9 protein-coding genes are annotated in these 12,881 nt (G+C 73.7%); 7 read left to right on the forward strand and 2 right to left on the reverse strand.

Annotated elements, in window-relative coordinates; all coding sequences use genetic code 11:
- Positions 1 to 83 precede the first annotated feature (83 nt).
- Positions 84 to 428 carry a co-chaperone GroES gene (locus tag Sm713_RS10395; RefSeq protein WP_212911920.1) on the forward strand — a complete coding sequence of 115 codons (345 nt, stop codon included), beginning with the start codon at positions 84 to 86 and terminating at the stop codon, positions 426 to 428.
- A 514-nt stretch (positions 429 to 942) separates the two neighbouring features.
- On the opposite strand, the gene Sm713_RS10400 is transcribed toward Sm713_RS10395, so the two are convergent.
- Entirely contained in the window at positions 943 to 3,606 is a 2,664-nt protein-coding gene (locus Sm713_RS10400; RefSeq protein WP_212909340.1) for a transglycosylase domain-containing protein, read from the reverse strand.
- Between the two features lie 404 nt (positions 3,607 to 4,010).
- On the opposite strand from Sm713_RS10400, the gene Sm713_RS10405 reads away from it, so the two are divergent.
- The 4 genes from Sm713_RS10405 to Sm713_RS10420 all read left to right on the forward strand — a co-directional run bounded on the left by Sm713_RS10405 (position 4,011) and on the right by Sm713_RS10420 (position 7,638).
- On the forward strand, positions 4,011 to 4,820 hold the full coding sequence (locus Sm713_RS10405; protein WP_212909341.1) for an ABC-2 family transporter protein: 810 nt from the start codon (positions 4,011 to 4,013) through the stop codon (positions 4,818 to 4,820).
- On the forward strand, positions 4,813 to 5,706 hold the full coding sequence (locus Sm713_RS10410) for an ABC transporter permease (RefSeq protein ID WP_249416206.1): 894 nt from the start codon (positions 4,813 to 4,815) through the stop codon (positions 5,704 to 5,706). Before Sm713_RS10405 ends, Sm713_RS10410 begins: the two co-directional genes overlap by 8 nt.
- Before the next feature lie 60 nt (positions 5,707 to 5,766).
- Positions 5,767 to 6,786 (forward strand): ATP-binding cassette domain-containing protein, encoded by a 1,020-nt coding sequence (locus Sm713_RS10415; protein WP_212911922.1) that lies wholly within the window; start codon positions 5,767 to 5,769, stop codon positions 6,784 to 6,786.
- A 129-nt stretch (positions 6,787 to 6,915) separates the two neighbouring features.
- Positions 6,916 to 7,638: a DUF1707 domain-containing protein gene (locus tag Sm713_RS10420; protein WP_212911923.1), complete on the forward strand. Its 723-nt coding sequence runs from the start codon at positions 6,916 to 6,918 to the stop codon at positions 7,636 to 7,638.
- Between the two features lie 238 nt (positions 7,639 to 7,876).
- Here the strand turns inward: Sm713_RS10420 and Sm713_RS10425 are convergent, their stop codons facing one another.
- Positions 7,877 to 9,229 carry an SGNH/GDSL hydrolase family protein gene (locus Sm713_RS10425; RefSeq protein WP_212909342.1) on the reverse strand — a complete coding sequence of 451 codons (1,353 nt, stop codon included), beginning with the start codon at positions 9,227 to 9,229 and terminating at the stop codon, positions 7,877 to 7,879.
- Between the two features lie 471 nt (positions 9,230 to 9,700).
- On the opposite strand from Sm713_RS10425, the gene Sm713_RS10430 reads away from it, so the two are divergent.
- Together Sm713_RS10430 and Sm713_RS10435 are read left to right on the forward strand one after the other, a co-directional pair.
- Positions 9,701 to 10,912: a DUF445 domain-containing protein gene (locus tag Sm713_RS10430; RefSeq protein ID WP_212911924.1), complete on the forward strand. Its 1,212-nt coding sequence runs from the start codon at positions 9,701 to 9,703 to the stop codon at positions 10,910 to 10,912.
- Between the two features lie 212 nt (positions 10,913 to 11,124).
- Positions 11,125 to 12,609 (forward strand): MFS transporter, encoded by a 1,485-nt coding sequence (locus Sm713_RS10435; protein WP_212909343.1) that lies wholly within the window; start codon positions 11,125 to 11,127, stop codon positions 12,607 to 12,609.
- Positions 12,610 to 12,881 lie beyond the last annotated feature (272 nt).

Below are 12,881 nucleotides of genomic sequence, written 5' to 3' on the forward strand. Positions count from 1 at the left end.
GCCACCCGGAGGCGGGTGGGCGGGCCGCGGCCAGGTAGGTTCATGACGTGAGCGCGAACAGCGAGAGGCACGCGGACAGCGAGATGGACCGTACCCCTGACCACCCGGACAAGCTGCCCATCCGGATGCTGCACGACCGTGTGCTGGTCCGGCAGGACACCAGCGAGGGCGAGCGGCGCTCCGGCGGCGGCATCCTGATCCCCGCGACCGCAGCGGTCGGCCGGCGGCTGGCGTGGGCCGAGGTGGTCGCCGTGGGGCAGAACGTGCGGACGGTGGAGCCCGGGGACCGCGTTCTGTACGACCCGGAGGACCCTGCCGAGGTGGAGGTCCGCGGTATCTCCTACGTCCTGATGCGCGAACGAGACCTCCACGCGGTGGCGGCGGACCGCTTCGAGGGGTCGCAGGACTCTACGGGGCTGTACCTGTAGCCGTTTTCGGCTCCGCCGCGGGGCCCTGCGGGCGGCTACCGGCCGGATGGGGTTGTTCCGGTTGTGTCCGGACCACCGGTGGGTGGGGCTTCGCCCCGATAAGCGGCTCCGCCGCTTGGACCGTCCCGGTGGGGCGGTTTCTGTCGTGTCCGGATCGTCGGTGGGTGGGTGGTTGCTCGCGCAGTTCCCCGCGCCCCTATCAGGACGGGGCTTCGCCCCGATCCCCCGGCTCGCGTCGCGGCTGCCGCACCCCTATCGGGGCGGAGCCCGGCCTTGCCAGGGGCGCGGGGAACTGCGCGACCAGCTACGGCGAGGCCGTTGGATCGTCACCGGCCTGAAGGGGCGGTTGGGGGATCGGGGCGGAGCCCGGCCTTGCCAGGGGCGCGGGGAACTGCGCGACCAGCTACGGCGAGGCCGTCGGATGGCCACCGGCCCGAAGGGGCAGACGGGGATCGGGGCGAAGCCCCGTCCGGATAGGGGCACGGGGGGCAGCGCCCCCTGAGGGGGCGGTCTCCTAACGGGGCGCAGCCCCGCGCTCGTGCCGGGGCGGATCCGGCACCGTCCGCCCCGCGTCCGTGGGCGCGGGAGGCCCCGGCATGGGCCCGTCGCCCGCACCCCCGCCCGGAGGGCCCTGCGCACCGCCGTCGCCGGCGTCACCCCCGGTAGCCCCGGGCGCCTCCCCGGTACCTTCGGGAACCTCCCCGGGCTCCTGCCCGGTACCCCCCGGGTCCCGCCCGGCACCACCGGTGTCCTCCCCGGTACCCCCGGTCCCGGCGTCCCCGGTCCCGCCGTCGCCCCCGGTACCCCCGTCACCCCCGGGTTCCCGCCCGGTATCACCGGGCTCCTCACCGGACGGATCCGGCTCCCCCGGCGTCGGCTCAGGCGAGGGCGCAGCCCCCTGCTGGACCTGGAGGTCGAAGTCCCGCACCGGCACCCGGTCCAGGGCCGTCTCCGTGAACGCCGCCCAGATCCGCGCCGGCAGCCCGCCGCCGTTGATGCGCGCCTCGCCCAGCGCCCCGTACAGGGGGATGTGCCCGCCGGTCTTCGGGTCCTGGCCCATTACCGTGACGACGGTCGCCAGCTCGGGGGTGTAGCCGGCGAACCAGGCCGCCTGGTCGTCCTCCGCGGTGCCCGTCTTGCCCGCGGCGGGCCGCCCCGCCGCCTGCGCCGCGGTGCCGGTGCCGCCGTCCACGACGCCGCGCAGCACGGACGTGGTGGTGTCCGCGGCCTCCCGGCTCACCGCCTGGGTGGGCGTCCGGTCGGGAAGCGGCACGTTCCTGCCGTCCCTGGTGACCTTCTCCACCAGCGTGTACGGGATGTGCCTGCCGTGGCCCGCCAGCGTGGCGTACGCGCTCGCCAGGTCGAGGGCGCTCGCGGTGGCGGTGCCCAGCGCGATGGCAGGCCCCTTCGGCATGTCGTGGGTGTCCGCAGGCAGTCCGAGGCCGATCGCGGTCGAGCGCACCCTCTCGGGGCCGACGTCCACGGCCATCTGCGCGTACACCGCGTTCACGGACTTGTCGGTGGCCTCGCTGACGCTGATCCGGCCGTAGTCGGTGTGGTCCTCGTTCCCCGGCGCGTACGCGCGGCCCCGCCAGCCCACCACGGGGCGCTGGTCGTGGCCGTCGTACATGGAGTTCGGGGAGATCGGCTCCCCGTGCTGGTCCTGCGCGCCGTGCTCGATGGCCGCCGCGAGCACGAACGGCTTGAACGCCGAGCCGACCTGGTAGTCCCGGCGGGTGGCGTTGTTGACGTACTGCTTCGTGTAGTCGACGCCGCCGTACATCGCGATGACCTTGCCGGTGCGCGGGTCGACGGCGGCGCCGCCCGCGCGCACCGCCCGGTCCACGCGGGACTCCTTGTCGAGCCGGGAGAGCAGCTGGTCGTCGACGGCGGCGGCGAACGCGTCCTGGTCGCGGCGCCGCAGCGTGGTGGTGACCCGGTAGCCGTTCGCCTTCTTCGGCATGACGTGGTGTCCGACGAGGTAGTCCTTCACGGCCTGGACCACGTACCCGCGCTGCCCGCCGAGCCCGCTCCCCGTGTGCGGCGAGCGGGGCGTGGGGAAGACCGCGCGCGCCCGCTGGGCCGGGGTGAGCCAGTGCTCCTTGGCCATCCCGTCGAGCACGTACCGCCAGCGCGCGAGGGCCCTCGGCCGCATCTCCGGGTGCGCCACGACGTCGTAGGCGCTCGGCGCGTTCAGCAGGGTGGCGAGGTAGGCGCCCTGCGCGATGTCCAGGTCCCCGACGTCGAGACCGTAGTAGGCCTGGGCGGCGGCCTGGATGCCGTAGGCGTTGCGGCCGAAGTAGCTGGTGTTGAGGTAGCCCTGGAGGATCTCCCGCTTGCTGTGCTCGCGGTCCAGCTTGATGGAGATGAAGAACTCCTTCACCTTCCGGGAGACGGTCTGCTGCTGGTCCAGGTAGTAGTTCTTGACGTACTGCTGGGTGATGGTCGAGCCGGACTGCCTGCCCTTGCCGGTCGCCGTGTTCCAGCCCGCGCGGAGCATCGCCATCGGGTCGACGGCCGACTCGGCGTAGAAGTCCCGGTCCTCCGCGGCGAGGACGGCCCGCCGGACGTGCTTGGGGACGGCGGCCAGCGGGACGTTCTCGCGGTTGACGTCGCCCTCGCGGGCGATCGGGGTGCCGTCCGCGTAGAGGTACACGTTGTTCTGCGCCGTCGCCGCGGCGTTGGCGGCCGGGATGTCGACGAGCAGGTAGCCGGCCATGAAGGCGCCCGCCACCAGCGCGACCCCGCCGGCCCCGGAGAACAGCAGCATCCGCCAGGTCGGCAGCAGGCGGCGCAGGCCCTTGCGCTTCGGGCGCTTCCTGCGCTTCTCCCCCCGGCCGGGGCGGGCCGCGGTGGCGCCGCCGCGCCCGGGGTCGCCCGGGTGGTGGGGCCCGCCGGGATGGTGGTGCGCCCTGCCGCGGTGGCCGCGCGGACCCGTCGAGCCGCGCCGTCCGCCTCGCCCGCCCCGGCCGGAGGGCCCGCCGCGGCCGTGCGCGGATCGGGCGCTCCGGCCGCCGCGACCGCCGCGGCCCCCAGCACCACCGTCGCCCGGACCCGGCCCCTGGTGCAGGGCCCAGCCGGGGGAGAGCGGCCGGGCGGGGCGGGGCCCGATGGCCGGGCCGTACCCGGGCCCGAGGGCCCGGCCGAACTCGTCGTGCTGCTGCGGCTCGTCGATCATGTCTCGTGGACTCCCGATTCGCGCCCGGGCCCGGCTGGGGCTCCCCCTGACTCCGCTATGGGCTCAATGCATGGGCTCAATGCGCCTTATGCCTCCTATGCACGTACTTGCACACTTTCGCACTTTTCCCCGGGAGCCCCGCGGCGGGGCGCGCGCCGCACGCGGAAAATCTGTGGCCGCGCCGCGACGGGGCGTCTAAGCTCCTGCGTTCGGCTGTCCGGACACGGCGGGGCGCGGCTGGACCGGGTGCGGGGAGGGTGCGCCCGCCGGAACGCGGGCCCCGCGGGACGGCGGCCGGAGCGGCGGGGCGGCCGTGCAGGACGCCGCCGGGACCGTTGCATCGAGACGGGAAGACGGGAAGACGGGAAGACGGGAAGACGGGAAGACGGGGAGAGGACGCGGTGGTGCGCAGCGGACGGCTGTACGCGCTGGTCGCGCTGAACGGGTTCAGACGCCACGCCACCTACCGGACGGCCACCGCCGCCGGGATCTTCACCAACACCGTGTTCGGGGTGATCCTCGCCTACACCTACCTGGCCCTCTGGCACCAGAGGCCGCACCTCGGCGGTTACGACCAGGGGCAGGCGCTCACCTACGTCTGGCTGGGCCAGGGGCTGCTCATGGTGATGGCGACGATGGGCGGCGGCTTCGAGGACGAGCTGACCGAGCGGATCCGCACCGGCGACATCGCCATCGACCTCTACCGGCCCGCCGACCTCCAGGTCTGGTGGTTCGCGGGCGACACGGGCCGCGCGGCGTTCCACCTGGTGGGGCGGGGGGTGCTGCCGATGGCCGTGGGCTCGCTGCTCTTCGACCTCGCGCTGCCCGCCGACCCGGTGCGCTGGCTGGCCTTCCTGCTGGCCGTCGCGCTCGGTACCGCCGTCAGCTTCGGAATCCGCTTCCTGGTCGCGCTCTCCGCGTTCTGGCTGCTGGACGGCGCCGGGGTGACGCAGATGGCGTGGCTCGCCGGGATGTTCTTCTCCGGGATGCTACTGCCGCTGAACGTCTTCCCGGGCACCCTCGGCGAGGTGGCGCGGGCGCTGCCGTGGTCCGCGCTGATCCAGGTCCCCGCGGACGTCTTCCTCGGCGAGCGCACCGGCCGGGCCCTGCTCGGCGCGTACGCCTTCCAGGCCGGCTGGGCTCTCGTCCTGCTCGCCGCCGGCCGCCTGCTCCAGTCCACGGCGACCCGGCGGGTGGTGGTGCAGGGTGGCTGAGGGCTCCGCGGCGGTGGGCGCCGCGCACCGCGCGCCCGCTGTCCCGCCGCACCTCGACCGGCCGGAACGGCGCCGGGACCTCCTCGCGCACGGCCTGCGCTGCTACGGGCTGATCGCCGCCATGTGGATCCGCTCCACGCTCGCGTACCGCGCCTCCTTCGCGATGACGTTGTTCGGCAGCTTCGTCGCCACCGCGTTCGACTTCGCCGCGATCCTGCTGATGTTCTCCCAGGTGGACTCCCTCGGCGGGTACGCGCTGCCCGAGGTCGCCCTGCTGTACGGCACCGCGGCCACCGCGTTCGGCCTGGCGGACCTGGTGATGGGCTCGACGGAGCGGCTGGGCCGGCGGGTGCGGGACGGCACGCTGGACGTCCTGCTGGTGCGCCCGGTGCCGGTGCTCGCGCAGGTCGCCGCGGACCGGTTCGCGCTGCGCCGCCTCGGCCGCGTCACCCAGGGGGCGCTGGTGCTCGGCTACGGTCTCGCCGCCGCCCCGATCGCCTGGACCCCGCAGAAGGTGCTGCTGCTGCCGGTGATGCTGGTCAGCGGGGCGGCCGTCTTCTCGGCGGTGTTCGTGGCCGGCGCCGCGTTCCAGTTCGTCGCGCAGGATGCCGCCGAGGTGCAGAACTCCCTCACGTACGGCGGCACCACGCTGCTCCAGTACCCGCCGACGGTGTTCGCCAAGGACCTGGTGCGCGGGGTGACCTTCATCGTGCCCCTGGCCTTCGTCAACTGGCTGCCCGCCCTCTACATCCTGGGCCGCCCCTACCCCGTCCACCTGCCGCAGTGGGTCGCCTGGGCGCCCCCGCCGGTCGCGCTGGCCTGCTGCGCGCTGGCGGGCGTGGCCTGGCGCGCGGCCCTCCGCTCGTACCGCAGCACCGGGAGCTGAACCGTGTCCGACACAGTGCCAGACAGGGCCGGGCAGGCCCTGCGACGTGAACAGGCCGTGCTGGGCGAGGGGGCCAGGGACGCCGATCAGGCCGCGGCGGCCGAGGCGTTCATCTCCCTCGAAGCCGTCGAGAAGGTCTTCGACGTGCGCCGCAGGACGGGCCTGCTGCGCCACGAGAAGCGGCGGGTGCGGGCCGTCGACTCGCTCTCCTTCACGGTCGGCCGCGGCGAGATGGTCGGCTACATCGGGCCGAACGGCGCAGGCAAGTCCACCACCATCAAGATGCTGACCGGCATCCTCACGCCCAGCGGCGGCCGGCTCCGGGTCGCCGGCATCGACCCGGCACGCGAGCGCACCCGGCTGGCCCGCCGGATCGGCGTGGTCTTCGGGCAGCGCACCACGCTCTGGTGGGACCTGCCGCTCATCGACTCCTACCGCCTGGTGCGCCGCATGTACCGCATCCCCGACGCGGCGTACCGCGCCAACCTGGACCGCTGCGTCGAACTGCTGGAGCTGGCCGACCTGCTGGACGTGCCCGTACGGCAGCTGTCGCTGGGCCAGCGGATGCGCGGCGACATCGCGGCGGCCCTGCTGCACGACCCCGACGTGCTCTACCTCGACGAGCCCACGATCGGCCTGGACGTCGTGTCGAAGGCCCGGGTACGGGAGTTCCTGCGCGGCCTGAACGACGAGCGCGGCACCACCGTGCTGCTCACCACCCACGACCTCACGGACATCGAGCAGCTCTGCCGCCGGGTGATGGTCATCGACCACGGGCGCCTGATGTACGACGGGCCGCTCACCGGGCTGCACGAGATCGGAGCGGGGGAGCGCACGCTCGTCGTGGACCTGGAACGGGAGATGCCGCCCATCGACACCGGCGGCGAGGCGCGCGTCGTACGGACCGAGGGGCCGCGCCAGTGGCTGGCCTTCCCCGCGGGCCGCCCGGCCGCCCCGCTGGTGGCGATGATCGCCGCCGCCCACCCGCTCGTCGACCTGTCCGTGCGGGAGCCGGACATCGAGGCCGTCATCGCAAAGATGTATGCCGGGCAGGCGACCGTGCACCCCCCGACCTCGTAGGCTGCTGGTATGACGGATGCTGTGCCGCCCGGGGGAGCGCCCGGGGACGACGAGCCCCGCACCCCGGCGGTGGGCCACGCGGGGCAGGTGGACCGCGCGGGTCAGGCGGGCCCGGTGGACCACCACGACCTGCGCGCCTCGGACGCCGACCGCGAGCGGGTCGCCGAGCAGCTCAGGGAGGCCATGGCCGAGGGCCGGCTGGACATGGAGGAGTTCCAGGAGCGCCTGGAGGCCACCTACCGCGCCAGGACCTACGGCGAGCTGGCCCCCATCACCCGCGACCTGCCCGCCTCCGGCGCCCCCGTCGCACCCGTCTCCACGACCAAGCGGCCGGCAGCGCCCGCCGGCGCCGAGTGGCCCGCCCGGATCGGGGCTGAGCCCACGTCGTCGGGGGCGTTCGCGTTCTGGGGCGGCTTCGTGCGCAGGGGCCGGTGGACCATCTCCAAGGTCTTCACGGCGTTCGCGATGTGGGGCGGCGGCGAGATCGACCTGCGGGACGCGTCGTTCGAGGACCGCGAGACGGTCATCCGGTGCTTCACGATCATGGGCGGCGTGCAGGTGACGGTGCCGCCCGACGTCAACGTGGACGTCTCCGGCATCGGCATCATGGGCGGCTTCGGCAACCGCGGCGCCGACGAGGGCGATCCCGCGGCGCCCCGCGTGAAGATCACCGGCTTCGCGCTGCTGGGGGGCGTGGGCGTGGAGCGGAAGGTGAGCAGCGCCGAGAAGTTGCGGCGCAAGGAAGAGCGGCGGGCTCTGGAGATGGACCGGCGCCGGTACCACGACGAGCGGCGCCGTGACCGCCTGGACGCGCGGGAGGCGCGGCGCGAGTCGCGCCGGGGGCGCCGTTAGGCGCCCGATAGGGGCGCGGGGTGGGGGTACCTCCCACGCCTTCAAGGCAGTGGGGGAGCGAGCAACCACCAACCGCCGATGGTCGGAGACGGCAGAACCAGCCCCCTCGGGGCGGTGACGACCTGATGGCTCGTCGTGGCTGGTCGCGCAGTTCCCCGCGCCCCTAAGAGACGGGGCTTCGCCCCGAAAAGACAGGGGGTGCCCCCAAAAAGTGCCCGCGCCCCCGCCGGGGCGGGCCTCAGAGAGACGCCGCCGCCGCGCTCTTCAGGTCGCTGAGGTTGAAGGACTCCGCCATCTTCCGGTAACCCGCGTCGCTCGGGTGCAGGTGGTCCCCCGAGTCGTACTCGGGGCGGAGCCTGCGCGGCGCGTACGGGTCGCGCAGGGCCGCGTCGAAGTCGACGACGTGGTCGAACACCCGGCCCGCGCGGATCTGCTGATTGACCGTCTCCCGGATGCCCTCCAGCCGCCGCTGGTACCCCACATGCCCCCCGAACGGCATCAGCGTCGCCCCCACGACACGCAGCCCGCGCCCGTGCGCCTGCCGCACCAGCTCGCGCAGGCCGTCGACGATGCGGCCGGCGTTCGCGTAGGGCTGGTCGTGCAGGATGTCGTTGACGCCCAGGGCGATCACGACCGCCTTCACGCCCGCCCGGCCGAGCGCGTCGCGCTGGAAGCGGGCGAGGCCGCTCAGGTTCACGGGCGGCCGCCCGGGGCCGTCGGTCAGGATCCGGTTGCCGCTGATGCCCTCGTTGGCGACGGAGAACCGGGGCGCGCCCGTCTCCGTGCGCAGCCGGTCGGCGAGGACGTCGGTCCAGCGGTGGTTCGCGCCGGTGGTGGAGGTGATGCCGTCGGTGAGCGAGTCGCCGACGACGACCACGGTGCCGTCCGCGTCGCCGCTCAGCACGTCCAGCGCCGTCACGTAGCGCCAGAACGGCACCTGCTGGGTGTAGGACGAGCCGCTGGTGTCCTCGGTGCGGTCGCCCTCGGCGACGTACGAGATCTGGCGGGCGTGCGCGTGGTACGTCACCGGGCCCGACTCGGTCGGCGAGTACGTGCTCACCAGCAGGTCGGAGCCGGGCGTCACGTGCAGCCGCACCGGGTCGCTGAGCGTCTGCTCGCCCGCCGGGATCACCACCGAGGAGGCGCCGCCGAACGTCAGCCTGCGCAGCGTGCCGAACGCGGCCGCCGGGGTGCCGGGGGCGGCGGCCACCGCGAGCGAGGCATGCGTGATCGTGAGGGGCTGCTGCCCGTACAGGTTCGACAGGGTGATCCTGGCGTGCGTGCCGCCCGCGGTGGTGTGCACGACGTTGCGCACCGAGCGGCCCGCGAGTCCGGTCAGCTCGGTGCCCGGCTCGGCGCCGCTGGGAGCCGTGGACCAGGCGGAGACCCAGGTGTCCACGGAGGCCGCCGCGGCACCGCCCCGCGAGGGGTGCGAGTCCGCCAGGGTGTCCCGGCCGCTGCCGTCGCTGCGGGACGTACCGACGTAGATGGCGGTCGAGACGACCACGATCACGGCGACGAGCGCTGCGAGCAGCGCACCGTATCTGGCGGGGGACAGCGGTCCCGGGCCCCCGTCGTGACGCTTGGTCATGCGGTCTGCTTCTCCTCGGGCAAGGGGAGCCCGAGGCTCCGATGTCATGCGCCCCATGATGGGTCATGGGGCAGAAGGGCACGGGAGGCCCCCCGACCACGAAGACGGCGGGAACTCGCGGCGCGTTCCAGGAGTCCGTCAAAGAGTGGGCCACGCGACAATGGGACGAAGGCCCGTGGGAATCCGCGCCGGCCACGGCGCAGCTCACCGGACGGGGCGCAGATGAATCGGCAGGACGGACAGCAGGACGGCGGGGATCCGGCGGACGGATCCGGCGCGGACGGATCCGGGGCGGATGGGCCTGGCGCGGACGGATCCGGCACGGACGGACCCGGCGCGGACGGGCGCGCGGCGGAGCGGCGCCCGCAGGACGGGCCTCCGGACGGCGCGCGCGGGGCATCCCTCCCCACCCCCGCGACCACGTTCGCCTACAGCACGGCGGACCGCGAACGGCGCCGCGGCGTGCGGCGGATGAAGGCGACGGCCACCGGGCTGCTGCTCTTCGTCGCCGTCGTCTACGTGCTGGCGAAGTGGGCGCAGAACAGCGGTGCCGGCGCCTGGGCCGGGTACCTCGCGGCGGCCTGCGAGGCCGGCATGGTCGGCGCGCTCGCCGACTGGTTCGCGGTCACCGCCCTCTTCCGCCACCCCCTCGGCCTGCCCATCCCGCACACCGCCATCATCCCGACGAAGAAGGACCAGCTCGGCGTCTCGCTGGGGGAGTTCGTCGGGGAGAACTTCCTCTCCTCCGAGGTGGTCAGGAGCAGGCTGCGCGCGGTCGGCATCTCCGGTCGGCTGGGCGGGTGGCTGGCCCGGCCGGAGCACGCCGACCGGGTCACCGCCGAGCTGGCCACCGCGCTGCGCGGCGCCCTGACCGTGCTGCGGGACTCCGACGTGCAGGCCGTGGTCGGCGAGGCGATCACCCGGCGCGCCGAGGCGCAGGAGATCGCCCCCGGCATCGGCAAGCTGCTGGAGCGGATCGTGGCGGACCGCGGCCACACCCGCGTCGTCGACCTGGTCGTCACCCGCGCGCACGACTGGCTGGTGCTGCACGGCGACTCGGTGGTCGACGCGGTGCAGGGCGGCGCGCCCGGGTGGACGCCGCGGTTCGTGGACCGCCGGGTCGGCGAGCGGGTCTACCGCGAACTCCTCCGGTTCGTCACCGAGATGCGCGACATGCCCGAGCACCCGGCCCGCGGCGCCCTGGACCGCTTCCTGCGCGACTTCGCGTCCGACCTTCAGGCCGACACGGAGACCCGGGCTCGGGTGGAGCGGCTCAAGGGGGAGGTGCTGGCGCGCTCCGAGGTGCAGGACCTGATCGCCTCGGCGTGGGGCGCGGTACGCGGCATGATCGTCGCGGCGGCCGAGGACGAGCGCAGCGAGCTGCGGCTGCGGGTGCGCGCGTCGCTGCTGTCGCTGGGCAGCCGGATGACCGCGGACGCCCGGCTGCGCGGCAAGGTGGACGGCTGGGTGGAGGGCGCGGCGGTGTACGTGGTCTCCACCTACCAGAGAGAGATCACCGCTCTCATCACGGACACGGTGGCCGGCTGGGACCCCGACCAGACCACGCGCAAGATCGAGGCCCACATCGGCCGCGACCTCCAGTTCATCAGGATCAACGGCACGGTGGTCGGCTCGCTCGCGGGCCTGGCGATCTACACGGTGTCGCGGGCGGTGGGGGCGTAGGCCACCGGGGGACGGGCGCCGTGCGGCGGCCACCGGGAGGCAGGCGGCACGGGCCGGGGCACGGCCCACCGAAACGGGCACACGGGCCACTGCGACGGGCACACGGCCCACTCCAACGGGTACGTGAGAAACGGCGGCGAGCGGGCACACGCACCCACATTCACGTACGCGCACCCGCCCACCCGGCGGGTCACCGTTCGAAGGAGGGAACCGTGTCCGATTCAGCCTCCAGAGGAACCGGCGTGGTGACCACCGCCGTACCCGCCAGGCTGGACCGCCTGCCCTGGTCGCGCTGGCACTGGATGATCGTCATTGGCCTGGGCACCGTGTGGATCCTGGACGGCTTGGAAGTCACCGTCGTCGGGAACATCGCCGGCCGGCTCTCCGAACCCGGCAGCGGCCTGCACATCGACTCGGGCCAGATCACGGGCGTCGCGGCCGCGCTGTACGTCGCCGGGGCCTGCGTGGGCGCGCTGTTCTTCGGCCACCTGACCGACCGGTTCGGCCGCAAGCGCCTCTTCATGGTGACGCTGGTGGTGTACCTGGCGGCCACCGCGCTGACCGGCGTCTCGTTCGAGTCCTGGTGGTTCTTCGTCTTCCGCTTCCTCACCGGCCTCGGCATCGGCGGCGAGTACGCGGCCATCAACTCGGCCATCGACGAGCTCATCCCGTCCGACTACCGCGGCCGGGTCGACCTGATCATCAACGGCACCTTCTGGCTGGGCGCCATCGGCGGGTCGCTGCTGTCCATCGTGATGCTGGACACCGACCTCTTCGCGAAGGACCTCGGCTGGCGGCTCACCTTCGGGCTGGGCGTCGTGCTCGGCCTGGTGGTGCTGCTGGTGCGGCGGAACGTACCCGAGAGCCCGCGATGGCTGATCATCCACGGCCGCGAGCAGGAGGCGGAACGGCTGGTGGACTCGGTGGAACGGCGGGTGGCCGCCGAGACCGGCCGGGAACTGCCGCCGGCAGCGAGTGAGATCACCATCCACCAGCGCACCACGATCGGCTTCCTGGAGATCGCCCGCACCCTGTTCTCGTCCTACCGCAAGCGCAGCGCGCTCGGCTTCGCGCTCTTCGTCGGCCAGGCGTTCCTCTACAACGCGATCACCTTCGGCTTCGGCGCCATCCTCACCACGTTCTTCGACGTGCCGAGCGGGGACACCGGCTACTACTTCGCGGTGATCGCCGCCGGCAACCTGCTCGGGCCGCTGCTGCTCGGCCCGCTCTTCGACACCGTGGGCCGCCGCATCATGATCTCCTCCACGTACCTGCTCTCCGGGGTGCTGCTGTTCGGCACGGCTGCGCTCTTCGACAGCGGCGTGCTGAGCGCGGCCACGCTCACGGCGTGCTGGTGCGTGGTGCTGTTCTTCGCGTCGGCCGGCGCGAGCAGCGCGTACCTCACCGTCTCGGAGATCTTCCCGATGGAGACCCGCGCCCTGGCCATCGCGTTCTTCTATGCCATCGGCACGGCGGCCGGCGGCATCACGGGCCCCCTGGTCTTCGCCGACCTCACCGGCAGCGGCAAGGTCGGCGACACGGTACTGGCGTTCCAGATCGGAGCGGCGCTGATGTGCGCGGCGGGCCTGGTGGCGGCGGCGTGCGCGGTGCGCGCGGAACGCCGCTCGCTGGAGTCCATCGCCACCCCGCTCACGGCGGCGGCGACCCCGTCGCGGGGTCGCGCCCCGGCGACTTAGGGCTGCGGGGACGGCTCCGTCGGGCCACCGGTGAGTGGGTGGTTTTGCGCAGTTCCCCGCGCCCCTGGGTGGGCCGGGGCGTAGCCCCGCTTTTCAGGGCGGATTCCAGGGGCGCGGGGAACTGCGCGAGCAACCACGACGAAACCGTCGAGTCGGCACTGTCCTGAGGGGCCTGGTTCTGGCGCGTTCGGGCCGCTGCCCGTGGGGGCCACCAGTGGCCGGATTACTCCCATATGCAAGAATCAAGCCATGGAAGGCACCGGCAACCACGG

It is taken from the genome of Streptomyces sp. TS71-3, from assembly GCF_018327685.1.
Classification (GTDB): domain Bacteria; phylum Actinomycetota; class Actinomycetes; order Streptomycetales; family Streptomycetaceae; genus Streptomyces.